Below are 15,053 nucleotides of genomic sequence, written 5' to 3'. Positions count from 1 at the left end.
AAATGCAACGACGCGCAGCGTAGCGGTGGGATGTGACGGCGTGATGACGCCCACGCAACAATGTTGCCGGAATTCGAGGACTGCTCCGGCGTTGTTAAAATTCGGGGACAGTCCCCGGTGTTGAAATTCGGGGACAGTCCCCGGTGTTGTTTTGCGACCAGCTCAGCAGTCCGGAATCAAAAACTTAGCGTGTTGTAAAAAATCGGGGACTGTCCCCGGTGTGGTTTTGCGACCAGCTCAGCTGTTGACTGCAACGAAAAAGCCCGCCGGAGGCGGGCTTGGTGTGGAGCGCGGGAGGCTCAGTGCTTGGCGCCGGTGGGGTGGATCAGCGCTTCGGCGGGGGCGTCGCTGGCGAACAGCTGGGCGCAGTCGACGGCGTCGTACTCGTAGTGCTTGCCGCAGAAGTCGCAGTTGATGCCCAGCTTGCCCTGTTCGGCGAGCGCGTCCTCGACTTCGGCCTGGCCCAGCATCTTCAGCATATTGCCCACCTTGTCACGCGTGCAGCTGCAGTGGAAGGACGGGTGCACCGGGTCGAACACGCGGATCGTCTCTTCCCAGAACAGGCGCTTTTGCAGCACGTCGATCGTGGTCGTCAGCAGCTCCTCTTCCTTCAGGGTGCGGCCCAGCATCACGGCGCGGTTCCACGTTTCCAGCGCTTCCTCGTGGGTAAGGGGATTCGCCTCGGCCTTGCCGCCGTGCAGCGGCAGTTTTTGCAGCAGCAGGCCGCGCGCCACGTCGTCGTTCGCGGCCAGCCACAGTTGCGTATCGAGCTGCTCGGAGCGCAGCATGTAGTGCTCGATGACGGTGGCCACGTCCTCGCCGTCCAGCGGCACCACGCCCTGGTACGGTTGCTGGCCCGGCACCTTCTCGGCCGGGTCGAGGGTGATGACGAAGCGGCCCTTGCCCGTCTGGTTCAGCAGGGACGTCAGGCCCGCGTTGTCGGCGATCGGCGCGTCGCCGGACAACTTGGCCGTGGCGCGCATGCGCAGCTGCGAATCGCATTCGACGACCAGCAGGCGCACCGGGCCGTCACCGTGGATCTGCATCACGATGGAGCCGTTGAACTTCAGGTTGGCCGACAGCAGGGCGGCGGCGGACACCATCTGCCCCAGCAGCCGCTTGACGGCCACCGGGTACTGGTGGCGAGCCTGGATCTCGCGCCACGTCTGCGAGATGTCGACCAGCTCGCCGCGCACGGCGGCGTTCTCGAAAATGAATTTTTGCAGCGTATCCTGGGTCATGCGTTATCCAATCTTTTTCAAATTTGTCTTGTACAGCTGCGCGCGTTCCACATAGCTGTCGGCGGCGCCTTTCAGGCGCGCCACGTCGTCCGCCGTCAGTTCGCGCACGGCCTTGGCGGGCGAACCGATGATCAGGACGTTGTCCGGAAACTCCTTGCCTTCCGTGACGAGCGCCCCCGCGCCCACCAGGCAACCCTTGCCGATCTTCGCGCCATTCAGGATCACGGCCTGGATGCCGACCAGCGCGCCGTCGCCGATCGTGCAGCCATGCAGCATTGCCTGGTGGCCGATCGTCACGTCGCGGCCGATCGTCAGCGGGTAGCCCATGTCCGTGTGCATCACCGTGTTTTCCTGCACGTTGCTGTTCTCGCCGATCGTGATCCGCTCGTTGTCGCCGCGCAGCGTGGCGCCGTACCACACGGAACTGTTCGCTGCCAGCGTCACCTTGCCGATCACCGTGGCACTGTCGGCCACGAAGGCGGAAGGATGCAGCTCGGGCGCATCCTCGCCCAACTGGTAAATCGTCATCGGTTGCCTTGTTCGGGGAAAATATTGGCGACATTTTACGCCCTTGCGCCCCGGCATTCGCCCCGTGCACGCTCGCGGGTTTATAAAGCACGATCGTGCTAATATAAGTTTTTCCCAAACGGAAGGCCCGCATATTGCGCCGCCGGCCCCCATTTCAAGACCATGACTCGTTCCCGTTCCGACTTCCTCACCATCCGCGGCCTGCGCACCCATGTCCGCCACTGGGGCCCCGAGGGCGCACCCAAGATCTTCATGCTGCACGGCTGGATGGACGTGGGCGCCTCGTTCCAGTTCGTGGTCGACCACCTGCACGGCGACTGGCACGTGATCGCGCCGGACTGGCGCGGCTTCGGCCTGACGGAGCGGTCCGGCACCGACACCTACTGGTTCCCCGACTACCTGGCCGACCTGGATGCGATCCTGCGCCACTACCAGCCGGAGGGCCAGGTGAACCTGGTCGGCCACAGCATGGGCGGCAATATCGCCGGCATCTATGCCGGCGTGCGGCCCGAACGCATCCGCCGCTTCGTCAACCTGGAAGGCTTCGGCCTGACGGGCGCCAAGCCCGAGGACGCGCCGAAGCGCTACGCGAAATGGCTCGATGAATTGCTCGACCCGCCGGTCATGAAAAGCTACCCCACGCAGGCGGCCGTGGCGGCGCGGCTGCAGAAGACCAACCCGCGCCTGACCGACGAGCGCGCCGCCTTCCTGGTGCAGCACTGGGCGGCGCCGAACGCGGCCGGAGAATGGGAAATCCTGGGCGATCCGGTGCACAAGCAGGCCAGCCCGCTGCCTTATCACGCCGAGGACATCATGGCATGCTGGCGCCGCATCACCGCCCCGGTGCTGTGGGTGGAAGCGGCCGACACCAATATGTGGCTGTGGCTGGGCGGTACGGAAGAGGGCAGGCGCGAGGTGGACCGCCGGATGACGAACATCGCCGACGTCACCGCGAAGATGATCCCGGACGCGGGCCACATGCTGCACCATGACGAGCCGGAAATGCTGGCATCGATGATCGCGCAGTTCCTCGCATAAATGGCCCGCGCCGGCGCGGCCTGGCAGGGGGCGGTACAATGACCGTTCGTTACCGTTTCGATCCCGCCATGCTGAAAGTCGACCTGCACTGCCATTCCAATGTTTCCGACGGCGTCCTCGCGCCCGCCGCCGTGGCGAAGTACGCGCGCCAGTCCGGCGTGGACGTCTGGGCGCTGACCGACCACGACGAGGTGGGCGGTATCCCCGCGGCGCGCGCGGCGGCGGCGGAGCTGGGCATGCGCTTCGTGGCGGGCGTGGAAATCTCGATCACCTGGAGTGGCGAGACCGTGCACATCGTGGGCCTGAACATCGACGAAAACAATGCCGCGCTGGTGCGCGGCCTGGCCGCGACGCGCGAGGGGCGCGACGCGCGCGGCCGCGAGATCGGCGAGCAGCTGGCCAAGGCCGGCATTCCCGACGCGTATGAAGGCGCGCTGGAATTCGTCGAGAACCCGGCGCTGATGTCGCGCACCCACTTTGCCCGCTACCTGGTGCAGCAGGGCTATTGCGCCAACACGGCCGAGGTGTTTCGCAAATACCTGTCCGAGGGCAAGCCGGGCTATGTGCCGCACCGCTGGGCCAGCCTGGAAGAAGCGGTGGGGTGGATCCATGGCGCCGGCGGCACCGCCGTCATCGCCCACCCCGGCCGCTACCGTTTCACCCAGTTGCAGCAGGGCGTGCTGTTCGACCAGTTCAAGGAGCTCGGCGGCGCCGCGATCGAAGTGGTGACGGGCAGTCATACGCCCGACCAGTATCCCGTGTACGCCCAGCTGGCCAACGCCTACGGCTTCCTCGCCTCGCGCGGCACCGATTTCCACGCGCCCGGCGAAGCGCGCGTCGACTTTGCCGCGCTGCCGCCGCTTCCTGCCACCGTCACGCCGGTCTGGCACGACTGGTTCTGACATGCGTTTCGGGGCCGAAGCGCATGGCGTCACCCCGGAAGCAAAAGGCCGGGGTCAGGGAGGAGTACTGGCCAGCAGGCCAATACCGCTACGCCGGCAAGGAGCAGAGCTCCTTGAAACCCCGGCTTCGCCCCGCTGGGGCCGACCCCAGGGTCAGGCCGCCGGGTAGCGAAGCCTGCCCTCCGCCAGCAAGACCAACCGGTAAAGACTCCGGTCGCCGCCTCGAAATACCCTTGTAATTTCGTGGGTATACCCTTATTTGACCCCTCGGATCACATCCGGAGACCCCCTACATGAAACGCATCATCCTGTTTATCGCCACCAACCTCGCCGTGATGTTGGTGTTGTCCATCGTGTTGTCGCTGCTCGGCATCGGCCGTCCCGGCGCGGGCGGACAGCTGGAGATGGGCGGACTGCTGGCGTTTTCGCTGGTGGTCGGCTTCACCGGTTCCATCATCTCGCTGCTGATCTCGAAGCCGATGGCGAAGTGGACGACCGGCGCGCGCGTGATCGACGCGCCGCAGAACTCCACCGAGCAGTGGCTTCTCGCCACCGTGCAGGGCCTGGCGCAGCGCGCCGGCATCGGCATGCCCGAAGTGGCTGTGTATGACGGCGAGCCGAACGCGTTCGCCACGGGCGCCTTCAAGAATTCGGCCCTGGTTGCCGTGTCCACGGGCCTGCTGCAATCGATGAACCGCGAGGAAGTCGAAGCGGTGCTGGGTCACGAGGTGGCACACATCGCCAACGGCGACATGGTCACGCTCACGCTGATCCAGGGCGTGGTCAATACCTTCGTGGTGTTCTTCGCCCGCATCGTCGGCTTTTTTGTCGACAAGGTCTTGCTGCGCAATGAGGACAGCCGCGGCCCGGGCTACATGATCACCGTGTTCGTGTGCGAGATCGTGTTCGGCCTGCTGGCCTCGATCATCGTGGCCTGGTTCTCGCGCCAGCGCGAATTCCGTGCCGACGCCGGCTCGGCGCGCCTGCTGGGCAGCACCGCGCCGATGCAGAATGCGCTGGCCCGCCTGGGCGGCATGGAACCGGGCGGCCTGCCGCAGAACATGGCCGCTTCCGGCATCTCGGGCGGCGGCGGCTGGTCGGCGCTGTTCTCCACCCACCCGCCGTTCGAGGAGCGCATCGCCGCGCTGCAGGCGCTGCGCGCATGAGGAACTGAATGAGTCAATTCTTCGAGATACACCCGCTCAACCCGCAGGGCCGCCTGATCAAGCAGGCGGCCCAGATCATCCACGGCGGCGGCGTCGTCGCCGTGCCCACCGACTCGTGCTATGCGCTGGTCTGCCACCTGGACGACAAGGCGGCCGTCGAGCGCCTGCGCCGCATCCGCGGCATCGACGAGAAACACCACCTGGCGCTGCTGTGCCGCGACCTGTCCGAGATCGGCGTGTATGCGCGGGTGGACAACAAGCAGTTCCGGCTGCTGAAAGCGGCCACGCCGGGGCCGTTCACGTTCATACTGGAAGCCACCCGCGAAGTGCCGCGCCGGTTGTCGCACCCGTCGCGCAAGACCATTGGGCTGCGCGTGCCGGAAACGCCGATCGTGGAAGCGCTGATGACCGAGCTGGGCCAGCCGCTGATTTCCTCCACGCTGATCCTGCCGGAGGAGACGGAGCCGTTGAACGATCCGGAAGAGATCAACGCCCGCATCGGCAAGCAGCTCGACCTGATCATCGATGGCGGAGCGTGCAGCATGGAAATGACGACGGTCGTCGACCTGACGGGTTCCGAGCCGGAACTGGTGCGTCTCGGCCGCGGCGACCCGGCCGTGGTAGGACTGTAAGCGGCCCCGTGGGCACCATCCCGCGAAGCTTTCCCCAGTGAGCCGGCCGCGCCGGCTTCTTTGCCTATCTTTACTTTCCCCCCTCTCTTGCTCTTCCAGGCCGTTCCTTGCAGTCTGGTAAAATTTTGCCCATGAGTGATTTCAGCCAAGCCATCCAGACCGTCGCGGTGTATGCGATTCCCGTCCTGTTCGCGATTTCGCTGCACGAGGCGGCCCATGGCTATGTGGCCAGGTATTTCGGCGATCCGACCGCCGCCCAGCTGGGCCGGCTGTCGATGAACCCGACCCGGCACATCGACCCGTTCGGCACGATCATCCTGCCGCTGATCCTGTACCTCACCATTCACATGCCGTTCGGCTATGCCAAGCCGGTGCCGGTCGACTACAGCCGGCTGCGCAATCCGAAGAAGCAGATGGGCTTCGTGGCGGCGGCCGGCCCGATGGCCAATTTCGCCATGGGCCTGGGCTGGATGGTCTGGCTCACGCTGATGCGCCGGATGGATGTCTCCGAGCCGTTCCTGGTCGAGATGGCGATCGCCGGCATCAAGGTCAACGCGATCATGTGCGTGTTCAACCTGCTGCCGGTGCCGCCGCTCGATGGCGGCCGCATCCTGACGGCCCTGCTGCCCATGGAGCTGGCGCGGCGCTATGCCCGCATCGAGCAATACACGCCGTGGATCTTCATCGGTTTGCTGGTGGCGATGTATTTCAATCTGCTGACGCCGCTGCTGGCGGCGATGGTGGGCGTCTTCATCCAGCTGCTGGGCTTGCTGGTGCTGCCCTTGCAGTTGCTGCTGAATATATGACAGGCGGCGTGCCGCCACGAAGGGGCCACCCGGTGGCCGGCATTGATGCGGCCCGCCTGCGCGGGCCATGTTTGAGTGATACCAGAAGGAACACATGAGCGACGTGGTTTCCCCCTGGGTGCAGCGTTTTGCACCATTGATTCCCGGCGGCGAGGTACTCGACCTTGCATGCGGCAACGGCCGTCATTCCCGCCATCTCGTCACGCTGGGCCACGCGGTGATCGCCGTGGACCGCCGGCCCGATGCGCTGGCCGCGACGGCCGGCCCGGGCATCGTCACCAGCGATATCGACCTGGAAGTCGACGGCGCCCCGTGGCCGTTCGGCCCGAACCGGTTCGCCGGCATCGTGGTCACCAATTACCTGCACCGGCCGCTGCTGTCCGCCATGGTCGGCAGCCTGGCGACCAACGGCGTGCTGATCTATGAAACCTTTGCAGACGGCAATGCGGCGTTTGGCAAGCCGAGCAATCCGGACTTCCTGCTGAAGGCGGGCGAATTGCTCGAACTGGCGCGGCAGCATGGCTTGCGTGTCATCGCGTTCGAGGATGGCCTCGTTAATGAAGACGGGAAACAGGCGCTGGTACAGCGTATCTGCGCCGTGAAGGCGGAGTTCCCCAGGGAGGCCGCGCTGCTGGGCCGTATCGAGAGCTGATACCGCCGCGAAATACCCCACGCGCGCAGGCTATCGTCTACAATCGACGTTTTCAATCTATTTGCAATTGGTTCAATATATGATTAAGGGCAGCATTGTTGCAATCGTGACCCCAATGCATGCGGACGGCAGTCTGGACTATGACAGCCTGAACCGCCTGATCGATTGGCACATTGCCGAGGGCACGGACGGGATCGTGATCGTCGGTACGACCGGTGAATCGGCCACGGTGACCGTGGAAGAACACTGCGCACTGATCAAGGCTTGCGTCGACCGCGTGGCCGGCCGCATTCCCGTGATCGCGGGCAGCGGCGGCAATTCCACGGCCGAGGCAATCGTGCTGACCCGCTATGCGAAGGAAGCGGGCGCGGATGCGACACTGCAAGTAGTGCCCTACTACAACCGTCCGACCCAGGAAGGCATGTACCAGCACTTCAAGGCGATCGCCGAGGCGGTCGACCTGCCGGTAATCCTGTACAACGTGCCGGGCCGCACGGTGGCGGACATGAGCAACGAGACGGTGCTGCGCCTGGCCTCGATCAAGAACATCATCGGCATCAAGGATGCCACCGGCAATATCGGCCGCGGCCTGGACCTGCTGCGCCAGGTGCCGAAGGAATTCGCCGTGTATTCCGGCGACGATCCCACCGCGATGGCGCTGATGCTGGCCGGCGGCAAGGGCAATATCTCCGTGACCGCGAACGTGGCACCACGGGCGATGGCCGAGATGTGCGCGGCCGCGATGGCCGGCGACATCGCCAAGGCCATCGACATCAACAACAAGGTCTTCCCCCTGCACCAGAAACTGTTCGTCGAACCGAACCCGGTACCCGCCAAATGGGCGCTGGCGGAAATGGGCCGCATGCCGGCCGGCATCCGCCTGCCGCTGGTGCCGCTCGCTCCCGAATTCCACCAGACGGTACGCGCCGCGCTGGTGGAGGCGGGCGTGCTGGCGTAAGCCCCACACGCGGCGGCCCGGCATCGCGGCCGCCGCGACGATCACCCAGCTGGATCTTCAGCTTTTATCTCAGTCACCACATGATCAAGAAAGCTTCCCTCTCCGCGCAAAGCGGCCTCGCGCTTGGCGTCCTGATGCTCAGCCTGACGGGCTGCGGCATGGTTGAATCCGTGGTCGGCAAGACCACGGTGGACTACAAATCGGCCAAGAAAGCCAGCACGCTGGACGTGCCGCCGGACTTGACCCAGTTGCAGAAAGATAATCGTTATGCGCTGCCGGACAGCGGTAGCGGTATCGCCACCGCATCCGGCTACGCGGCGCAGCGGGCCAACATGGCCGGCGGCGGCACCGCGGCCGCACCGGCCGCGGCGGCGGGCGGCAACGAAGTGGCAGCCACCGGCAACGACAAGGTACGCGTGGTGCGCGCTGGCAACCAGCGCTGGTTGGTCGTCAAGCAGTCGCCGGATACCCTGTGGCCGCAGCTGAAGTCGTTCTGGGAAGACAACGGCTTCACGCTGGCGCTGGACGATGCGACGGCCGGTGTGATGGAAACGGAGTGGAACGAGAACCGCGCCAAGATCCCGCAGGACATCATCCGCCGCACGATCGGCAAGGTGTTCGACTCGGCGTACTCTACCGGCGAGCGCGACAAGTACCGCACCCGCGTGGAACGCAATGCCGACGGCACCACCGAAATCTTCATCAGCCACCGCGGCGCCGAAGAGATCGCGCAGGGCCCGGAGAAGGAAATCGTGACGTGGACGCCGCGGCCTTCCGACCCGAACCTGGAAGCGATCTTCATGGCGCGCCTGCTGACGAAACTGGGCGGCACCGAGGAAGCGGCCGCCCGCACGGCCGTCGACAACGCGATCGTGCAGCCGCTGCACGCCTTCCTCAAGGGCGAGGGCGCCAACCGCTACGTGGAAACGGACGAAGGCTTCGACCGCTCGTGGCGCCGTGTGGGCCTGGCGCTGGACCGCGCCGGATTCACCGTGGAAGACCGCGACCGCGTGCAGGGCATCTACTACGTGCGCTACGTGGCCGACCAGGTCGAGAAGCCGGGCTTCTTCAAGCGCCTGTTCAGCTGGGGCTCGTCGGATGCCGACAAGGAAGCGCAGCGCTACCGCATCCTCGTCAAGGCCGCCGCGACCGGCAACACCAGCCAGGTCACCGTGCAGAACAACAAGGGCGAGCCGGATGCCTCGCCGACGGCAGAGAAGATCCTGACCTTGTTGCAGGACGAGCTGAAGTAATCGTAGTCGCAACGAAAAACCGGCCTCCAGGCCGGTTTTTTTTCGTGCAAACCGACCCGGGTGCGCCACCTGGGGCCGGACCCCGGCTTCTCGCCGCGGGATCGGGCATGCATCGCGTGCCTGCCGGGCCGGGCGCCGACTGAACGGCATCAGGCCGCGACGCCCCTTTTGTGTCATCCTGCCCCGTCTTTGCCCAGCCACTCCTGGTAGAACGCGACGAAGGCACGCACCTTGCGCGACACATGCCGGCCCGGCGGAAAGACGGCGAAGGTGCCGCCGGACGGCAGCGTCCACTCGGGCAGCAGGCGCACCAGCGCACCGCTGGCGAGATCGCGCCGCACGCTGTATTCGTCGAGGATCGACACGCCCGCGCCGTCCAGCACCAGCGCGCGCAGCGCGCCAGTGGAATCGGTGCGGATGCGGGCCCGCATCTGCACGGTGCGGCTGGCCCCGCCGGCTTCCGTGAAGGTCCATTTCAGCGGCGCGGGCAGGCGTGTCAGCGCGATCCAGTCCAGTTCGGCCAGTTCATCGGGCGCGCGCGGCAAGCCTGCCCGCGCCACATAGCCGGGCGATGCCACGGCGTACTGGCCGAAGTCGCCCAGCTTGACGGCACGCTGCGATGAGTCGCGCAGCCAGCCCATCCGGATGGCGATGTCGATGCCTTCTCCCACCAGGTCGGCGATGCGGTCGCCCGTCTGCAATTCGATCGCCAGGGCCGGGTGCAGCGCGGCAAAGCGCGCCAGCGCGGGTGCCACGAAATGCGCGCCGAAATCCGTGGGAGCGGTGATGCGCAGGCTGCCGGAGAGGACCGTCGAGGTCGCATGAACATCCTCGACCGCCGCATGCAACTGCCGCAGCAGGGGCGCGCAATCATCGTGCAGCGCCCGGCCCGCTTCGGTGAGTACCACCCTGCGCGTGGTGCGCACGAACAGGGCGGTGCCCAACCGGGCTTCCAGCCGGGCCACCTCCAGGCTCACCTTGGCGGGTGCCACACCGAGCCGCTGGGCGGCCTTCGAGAAGCCGCCGGCATCGGCCACGGCGGTGAAGACGACGAGGTCGTTGAGGTCGATATGTCCGGGCAGCGCCATTGCATTATTAAGAAATCCTGATGAATGAATTATGGACGCGACCATTTATCGGAGCAATGGCAGAGCGCATCATGACGGCACCACAACGTTCTTAAAGGAATCAAATGAAGATCGCATTGATTGGCGCCACCGGTTACGTCGGCGCAAAACTGCTGGCCGAGGCCGCCAGCCGCGGCCACGATGTGAAGGCTTTGGTCTCGCGACCGGAGAAGGTGCCGGCGCAACCCGGCGTGCAAGCGGCGCGCGTGGACGTGCAGGATCGCGATGGGCTGGCGGCGCAGCTGGCCGGCGTCGACGCCGTGATCAGCGCCTTCAGCGGCCATGCCCAGCAGGATGTGCGCGCGTACTACGTGCGGGGCATGCAATCCATCGTCGCGGCCACGAAGGCGGCCGGCGTGCCGCGCCTGCTGGTGGTCGGCGGCGCCGGCAGCCTGGAGGTGGCGCCAGGCGTGCAACTCGTGGATACGCCGGAGTTCCCCGCCCAGTGGAAAGGCACTGCCGAAGGGGCGCGCGACGCGCTGGCCTTGCTGCGCGCGGAGCGTGAACTGGATTGGACCATGCTGAGCCCGGCGGCACATCTCGAGCCGGGCACGCGTACCGGCATCTTCCGCCTCGGGACGGACAGCCTGCTGGCGGACGCTTCAGGGAACAGCCGCATCTCGCTGGAAGACTACGCGGTGGCGATGATCGATGAGCTGGAACGGCCTGCGCACTCGCGGACGCGGTTCACGGTCGCCTACTGATCGCGGCAAAACCGGTGGCTTGGCCGGGGTGCTGCAGGGCATGCTCTGCGCTGGCCAAGCGGTAACGACATGCAGGTCATCACCGGTGACAGGCTCCGATTCTCGGGAAACATTTCTTGGGAGTCGGAGCCTGTCACCGGTTTTCGGTACCCCAGAGGCGAGGGGCTGGGTCGGGCCCGGCGGGTCGCACCCTGGTTTCTGCACTTGGCGCCAGACTGCCGGATCGGCATACGTGGCCCACAAAAAACAAAACCGCCCACGAGGGGCGGTTGTGCGGGACGCCGTCCGGAGACGGCGGTCTCGATATTACTTGGCAGCAGCAGCAGCCGAAGCAGCTTCGGAAGCGGCGGAAGCAGCAGCGGAAGCGGCAGCAGCAGCGTCAGCAGCGGCGCCAGCGGCAGCGTCAGCAGCCGGAGCAGCAGCAGCGTCAGCAGCCGGAGCGGCAGCAGCGTCAGCGGCCGGAGCGGCAGCCGGAGCAGCAGCGTCAGCTGCCGGTGCGGTTGCTTCAGCAGCCGGAGCGGCAGGAGCTTCTTCTTTCTTCGAGCAAGCAGCCAGGGCAACAGCCAGCAGGGAGGCGATCAGCAGGGATTTTTTCATTTGTTTTCCTTAATTAATACACTAATTGATGACAGTGTTGCGATGAATAATTACCGGTAATTATCGCTCACTAGGGCGTTTCGTGGTCATTCGGACCATATGGTGCCCCAGACAACGGAAACTTCCTAACAGAATATTATAGCGATTTTAAATGAGTCGCAATAGCAACACCGGACACTTTCGCAACTTTTTCATACACACAATATTGCTACTTGGCCAAGTATCTTGATGCGAAATCATCTCAACCGTCGCAACCCGTGAAAAGCCTGCGACGGCAACGTAGAAACGCGGCGCGCGCAGGGCGTTTCGGGCACGAGCTCCCGGCTTACAAACCCGTGATGCCGGCCTGCAGGCCAGGCCTCGTTTCGGCCCAGATGGCTCCATAACGCTCGAGCTCGTTTTGGGTTGACATTGGGGCATGAAAAATTGCTTCGCCCCGGAAGTGATCGCTGTGGAAGCGGCGCACGAGATGGCGCTCGTCGCCGATGCAGAAGGAATCGGTCAGGTGGGCGATGGAGCGATTGGTCAGCCGGCACTCGACCAGATGGCTGTAGTCCTGAAGGACGCGCAGGAAGCGGGGCGCGTCGCGCTCGAGGCGGGCATTGCTGTGTGCGACCAGCCGCAGCCGCCCGCCGTGGCGCAGGAAGGCACGCAGCAATGCGTCGTTCCGGGCGCTGCCGAGCTCCCACCAGCCGAAGTCCGGATCGAACATCGCCAGCGCCAGGCGCGAGCGGGACAGGCAATCGTCCAGCGCGGCCTGGAAGCCCGCGCGGCTGTCGAAGGTTTGCCTGTCCATCGTTATCCCCTATTTATTCAGTTCGAGCCAGCCGTCCGTGTACCAGGCGTACAGCGCTTCCATCACGTCTTCCGACGCGGTGGCGACTTCCCCGCCCTCGAGCGCGCGGTTGTTGGCCAGCGCTTCCAGGGCCGCCTTGTCGGCGCGGCCGATGGCGAACGACTCGCCGTTGATGAACACGTGCTTGCCGCGGTACAGCATCTGCGTCTTGCGCGACAGCTTCACGCCTTTCTTCGCGGCGCTCTGGGCAAACCGGCCGGCGGGCAGCGGTTTTTCCGGACCGGTGAAGAACACATTGTGCTTCGGCTCGGACAGGTACTCGCCCAGGAAGATGGCGAAGTCGTCTTCCGTGAACTGCATCTTGTTCAGTTCATCGGCCAGCCGGCCCAGCATGTCCTTCGGGATCTCGGCCGGCTTGCCCGACGGTTCCAGGTCCGGGTCGGCATAGCGGCCGGGCAGGTCGATCGAGTCGGCCATGAACTGCAGGAAGGCTTCGCCCAGTTCCTGGTACGAAGGCGAGCGGAAGCCGATCGAATACGTCTGGCAATCGCCGATCGCCACGCCGTCGTGCGCGTAGTGCGGCGGCAGGTACAGCATGTCGCCCGGTTCCAGCACGAATTCCTCGGTGGGCTTGAACTTGCTGAGGATCTTCAGCGGCAGGCCTTCCACCAGCGACAGGTCCTTCTGCGGGCCGATGCGCCAGCGGCGCTGCCCCTCGGCCTGCAGCAGGAACACATCGTAGGAATCGAAGTGCGGGCCCACGCCGCCGCCGTCGGTGGCGAAGCTGACCATCAGGTCGTCGAGCCGCGCGTCGGGCACGAAGCGGAACTGGCGCAGCAGCGCATCGGCCCCGTCGTCCTGCAGGTTCGCGCCCTGCACCAGCATGGTCCATTCGCGCTGGGTGCGCGGCGGCAGCTCGTGCAGCGGACCGTGCTGCATGTTCCATTCGCCGTCCGTGAGCGTGACGAGGCGCGATTCCACGTAATCCTTGGTGGCCAGCTCGGCCAGCTGGTCGAACGGCAGCAGGGGCTTGAAGCCGGGGATCGCCTGGCGGATCAGCAGGGGTTTCTTGTGCCAGTAATCGCGCATGAACTGCGCGGGCGTAATGTCGCCGAGAAGGCGGAGCGGAGCGGATTTTTTCATGGCCGGATTATAGGCCATCCGGCAGCGCCGCCCGCGCCGGACTGCGGGCGGCGCGGGCGTTCACGTGCGGGCCGAACGGCCGCGGCGCGCGGCCATGGCGACCAGCGCCAGCCCGCCTGCCAGCATGCCGTACGTGGCCGGCTCGGGCACGGCCGACACGTGCACCGACATCGGACCGCCCGTCAGGTAGACATTGAAGCTCTGGTTGAAGCCGTGGATGCTCATCCGGAATGGCCGCGAGCCGTCCGTCGCATAGGATTGCCAGTCCGATGCCGTCGGCAGGGTATTCGGGACGTGCGTGCCCGGTGGCGCCACAAAGCCGAAGTCCACCACGAAGTATGGTTCGTCGGTGGCCGTGATGAAGCCGCCGCCGGACAGGGTCAGTCCATCGCCGGCGGCGTCGCGCGACATGGCGAGCGAAGAGTTGTCGAGGGTTACCTGCGTGCCGCTGAAGAAGAAGGTGAGCGAGTGCGAGATGACCGGCGCCGCGTAGCCGCTACTGGTCGGTTGCACGGGCGCGGCGTCGTCGTAGGTAAAGCTGCCGTAGACCGGATCGCCGAGATACGTCTGGAATCCCGGCAGGTAGGTGTTGTCCACTTCCTCGTAATAGTAGGGGTTGAGGTACTCCTCGGCGATCCAGTTGACATTGACCGAATACTCGACGGTCACGATGGCCGCCTGGGCGGTGCCGGCAACGAGCAACGATGCTGCAAACGCTAGCGCTGATTTCTTCATGATACTCCCCGGGTTGATACGGCATGGATGACATTATGAAAAGACAGTTTGCTAACCGATTGTCGGTTATCCAGCCCGGTTTGTCCATGTGGCCGGTCCGGCCGGCATCGTTGTCGCCACCATTGGCGGCAGCATGGCGATGGCGGCTGCGGGCTGGGGGTATAATCGGCGCCATCAGACCAGAAAGGAAGTCACATGAAGATCGCGAAGAACACCGTCGTCACCGTGCAATATAAATTGTCCGACGCTCAGAACAACCTGATCGAGGACGGCCGCCAGCCGATGGTGTACCTGCACGGCGGGTATGAAAACACCCTGCCGAAGATCGAGGAAGAGCTGGACGGCAAGGAAGTCGGCTATGAAAACACCATCCAGATCGAACCCGATGATGCCTTCGGCGACTACGACCCGAACCTGGTGAAGGTGGAGCCGCGCTCGCGCCTGCCGGAGCCGCTGGAAGTGGGCATGCAGTTCGAAGGCATGCCCGATGGCGAAAGCGACGAGGAAGCGATGATCTTCACCGTGACCGACATCGCCGAAGACAAGGTCGTGCTGGACGGTAACCACCCGCTGGCCGGCATGGCGCTGCGCTTCGAACTGAAGGTGCTGGACGTGCGCGAAGCCACCGAGGAAGAGATCGCCCACGAACACGTGCACGGCGCCCACGGCCATCACCACGGCGACGAGGACGACGAAGGCGAGGCGGGCGACCAGTTCCGCACCCACCCGATCCACTGATCGGGCCCTGCACAGGGCAGCGCGCGCTGCCCTGCCA

General features: G+C 65.2%; 17 protein-coding genes. 10 read left to right on the top strand and 7 right to left on the bottom strand.

Annotated features, from left to right (window positions below; translation table 11 throughout):
* Positions 1 to 299: 299 nt before the first annotated feature.
* Both hslO and V6Z91_RS01225 read right to left on the bottom strand, forming a co-directional pair.
* On the bottom strand, positions 300 to 1,241 hold the full coding sequence (hslO, locus tag V6Z91_RS01230) for an Hsp33 family molecular chaperone HslO (RefSeq protein ID WP_338765557.1): 942 nt from the start codon (positions 1,239 to 1,241) through the stop codon (positions 300 to 302).
* Positions 1,242 to 1,244: 3 nt separating this feature from the next.
* A complete protein-coding gene (locus V6Z91_RS01225; protein WP_338765555.1) occupies positions 1,245 to 1,769 on the bottom strand; it encodes a gamma carbonic anhydrase family protein in 525 nt (174 codons plus the stop codon).
* A gap of 162 nt (positions 1,770 to 1,931) precedes the next feature.
* Here V6Z91_RS01225 and V6Z91_RS01220 point away from each other — a divergent pair, with 162 nt between their 5' ends.
* From V6Z91_RS01220 to bamC, 8 genes are all read left to right on the top strand, one after another.
* Positions 1,932 to 2,807, top strand: a complete 876-nt coding sequence (locus V6Z91_RS01220; protein WP_338765553.1) for an alpha/beta hydrolase — start codon at positions 1,932 to 1,934, stop codon at positions 2,805 to 2,807.
* 68 nt (positions 2,808 to 2,875) lie between these two features.
* Positions 2,876 to 3,709, top strand: a complete 834-nt coding sequence (locus V6Z91_RS01215; RefSeq protein ID WP_338772139.1) for a 3',5'-nucleoside bisphosphate phosphatase — start codon at positions 2,876 to 2,878, stop codon at positions 3,707 to 3,709.
* A gap of 293 nt (positions 3,710 to 4,002) precedes the next feature.
* Positions 4,003 to 4,875: a protease HtpX gene (htpX, locus tag V6Z91_RS01210; protein WP_338765551.1), complete on the top strand. Its 873-nt coding sequence runs from the start codon at positions 4,003 to 4,005 to the stop codon at positions 4,873 to 4,875.
* An 8-nt stretch (positions 4,876 to 4,883) separates the two neighbouring features.
* Positions 4,884 to 5,507: an L-threonylcarbamoyladenylate synthase gene (locus tag V6Z91_RS01205; protein ID WP_338765548.1), complete on the top strand. Its 624-nt coding sequence runs from the start codon at positions 4,884 to 4,886 to the stop codon at positions 5,505 to 5,507.
* Between the two features lie 131 nt (positions 5,508 to 5,638).
* Positions 5,639 to 6,313 carry a site-2 protease family protein gene (locus V6Z91_RS01200; protein WP_338765546.1) on the top strand — a complete coding sequence of 225 codons (675 nt, stop codon included), beginning with the start codon at positions 5,639 to 5,641 and terminating at the stop codon, positions 6,311 to 6,313.
* 94 nt (positions 6,314 to 6,407) lie between these two features.
* On the top strand, positions 6,408 to 6,965 hold the full coding sequence (locus tag V6Z91_RS01195) for a methyltransferase domain-containing protein (RefSeq protein WP_338765543.1): 558 nt from the start codon (positions 6,408 to 6,410) through the stop codon (positions 6,963 to 6,965).
* A gap of 79 nt (positions 6,966 to 7,044) precedes the next feature.
* Positions 7,045 to 7,923 carry a 4-hydroxy-tetrahydrodipicolinate synthase gene (gene dapA / locus V6Z91_RS01190; protein WP_338765540.1) on the top strand — a complete coding sequence of 293 codons (879 nt, stop codon included), beginning with the start codon at positions 7,045 to 7,047 and terminating at the stop codon, positions 7,921 to 7,923.
* 80 nt (positions 7,924 to 8,003) lie between these two features.
* Positions 8,004 to 9,176 carry an outer membrane protein assembly factor BamC gene (gene bamC / locus V6Z91_RS01185; RefSeq protein WP_338765538.1) on the top strand — a complete coding sequence of 391 codons (1,173 nt, stop codon included), beginning with the start codon at positions 8,004 to 8,006 and terminating at the stop codon, positions 9,174 to 9,176.
* 173 nt (positions 9,177 to 9,349) lie between these two features.
* On the opposite strand, the gene V6Z91_RS01180 is transcribed toward bamC, so the two are convergent.
* Positions 9,350 to 10,264, bottom strand: coding sequence for a LysR family transcriptional regulator (locus V6Z91_RS01180; RefSeq protein ID WP_338765535.1), 915 nt, complete (start codon positions 10,262 to 10,264; stop codon positions 9,350 to 9,352).
* 104 nt (positions 10,265 to 10,368) lie between these two features.
* Between V6Z91_RS01180 and V6Z91_RS01175 the strand changes: the two genes are divergently transcribed.
* On the top strand, positions 10,369 to 11,007 hold the full coding sequence (locus tag V6Z91_RS01175) for an NAD(P)-dependent oxidoreductase (protein ID WP_338765532.1): 639 nt from the start codon (positions 10,369 to 10,371) through the stop codon (positions 11,005 to 11,007).
* A gap of 306 nt (positions 11,008 to 11,313) precedes the next feature.
* On the opposite strand, the gene V6Z91_RS01170 is transcribed toward V6Z91_RS01175, so the two are convergent.
* The 4 genes from V6Z91_RS01170 to V6Z91_RS01155 form a co-directional block, all read right to left on the bottom strand.
* Complete coding sequence (locus V6Z91_RS01170) at positions 11,314 to 11,604, bottom strand: hypothetical protein (RefSeq protein ID WP_338765529.1); 291 nt, start codon at positions 11,602 to 11,604, stop codon at positions 11,314 to 11,316.
* 325 nt (positions 11,605 to 11,929) lie between these two features.
* Positions 11,930 to 12,400 carry a hypothetical protein gene (locus tag V6Z91_RS01165; RefSeq protein WP_338765526.1) on the bottom strand — a complete coding sequence of 157 codons (471 nt, stop codon included), beginning with the start codon at positions 12,398 to 12,400 and terminating at the stop codon, positions 11,930 to 11,932.
* Positions 12,401 to 12,409: 9 nt separating this feature from the next.
* Complete coding sequence (locus tag V6Z91_RS01160) at positions 12,410 to 13,543, bottom strand: cupin domain-containing protein (protein ID WP_338765524.1); 1,134 nt, start codon at positions 13,541 to 13,543, stop codon at positions 12,410 to 12,412.
* Positions 13,544 to 13,603: 60 nt separating this feature from the next.
* Entirely contained in the window at positions 13,604 to 14,278 is a 675-nt protein-coding gene (locus tag V6Z91_RS01155) for a PEP-CTERM sorting domain-containing protein (RefSeq protein WP_338765521.1), read from the bottom strand.
* A gap of 195 nt (positions 14,279 to 14,473) precedes the next feature.
* Between V6Z91_RS01155 and V6Z91_RS01150 the strand changes: the two genes are divergently transcribed.
* Entirely contained in the window at positions 14,474 to 15,016 is a 543-nt protein-coding gene (locus tag V6Z91_RS01150) for a peptidylprolyl isomerase (protein WP_338765518.1), read from the top strand.
* The last annotated feature ends 37 nt before the right edge of the window (positions 15,017 to 15,053 follow it).

Origin of the sequence: Massilia sp. METH4, assembly GCF_037094685.1 — a bacterium.
Lineage (GTDB): Bacteria > Pseudomonadota > Gammaproteobacteria > Burkholderiales > Burkholderiaceae_D > Rugamonas.
This window is presented reverse-complemented; position numbering and strand designations above follow the sequence as displayed.

Excerpts from the sequence above, each read along its gene's own strand:
- V6Z91_RS01205 (WP_338765548.1), top strand. The coding sequence starts at position 4,884 with ATGAGTCAATTCTTCGAGATACACCCGCTCAACCCGCAGGGCCGCCTG.
- dapA (WP_338765540.1), top strand. The coding sequence starts at position 7,045 with ATGATTAAGGGCAGCATTGTTGCAATCGTGACCCCAATGCATGCGGAC.
- V6Z91_RS01165 (WP_338765526.1), bottom strand. The coding sequence starts at position 12,400 with ATGGACAGGCAAACCTTCGACAGCCGCGCGGGCTTCCAGGCCGCGCTG.
- V6Z91_RS01220 (WP_338765553.1), top strand. The coding sequence starts at position 1,932 with ATGACTCGTTCCCGTTCCGACTTCCTCACCATCCGCGGCCTGCGCACC.
- V6Z91_RS01160 (WP_338765524.1), bottom strand. The coding sequence starts at position 13,543 with ATGAAAAAATCCGCTCCGCTCCGCCTTCTCGGCGACATTACGCCCGCG.
- V6Z91_RS01195 (WP_338765543.1), top strand. The coding sequence starts at position 6,408 with ATGAGCGACGTGGTTTCCCCCTGGGTGCAGCGTTTTGCACCATTGATT.
- bamC (WP_338765538.1), top strand. The coding sequence starts at position 8,004 with ATGATCAAGAAAGCTTCCCTCTCCGCGCAAAGCGGCCTCGCGCTTGGC.
- hslO (WP_338765557.1), bottom strand. The coding sequence starts at position 1,241 with ATGACCCAGGATACGCTGCAAAAATTCATTTTCGAGAACGCCGCCGTG.
- V6Z91_RS01215 (WP_338772139.1), top strand. The coding sequence starts at position 2,876 with ATGCTGAAAGTCGACCTGCACTGCCATTCCAATGTTTCCGACGGCGTC.
- V6Z91_RS01175 (WP_338765532.1), top strand. The coding sequence starts at position 10,369 with ATGAAGATCGCATTGATTGGCGCCACCGGTTACGTCGGCGCAAAACTG.
- htpX (WP_338765551.1), top strand. The coding sequence starts at position 4,003 with ATGAAACGCATCATCCTGTTTATCGCCACCAACCTCGCCGTGATGTTG.
- V6Z91_RS01155 (WP_338765521.1), bottom strand. The coding sequence starts at position 14,278 with ATGAAGAAATCAGCGCTAGCGTTTGCAGCATCGTTGCTCGTTGCCGGC.
- V6Z91_RS01150 (WP_338765518.1), top strand. The coding sequence starts at position 14,474 with ATGAAGATCGCGAAGAACACCGTCGTCACCGTGCAATATAAATTGTCC.
- V6Z91_RS01170 (WP_338765529.1), bottom strand. The coding sequence starts at position 11,604 with ATGAAAAAATCCCTGCTGATCGCCTCCCTGCTGGCTGTTGCCCTGGCT.
- V6Z91_RS01200 (WP_338765546.1), top strand. The coding sequence starts at position 5,639 with ATGAGTGATTTCAGCCAAGCCATCCAGACCGTCGCGGTGTATGCGATT.
- V6Z91_RS01225 (WP_338765555.1), bottom strand. The coding sequence starts at position 1,769 with ATGACGATTTACCAGTTGGGCGAGGATGCGCCCGAGCTGCATCCTTCC.
- V6Z91_RS01180 (WP_338765535.1), bottom strand. The coding sequence starts at position 10,264 with ATGGCGCTGCCCGGACATATCGACCTCAACGACCTCGTCGTCTTCACC.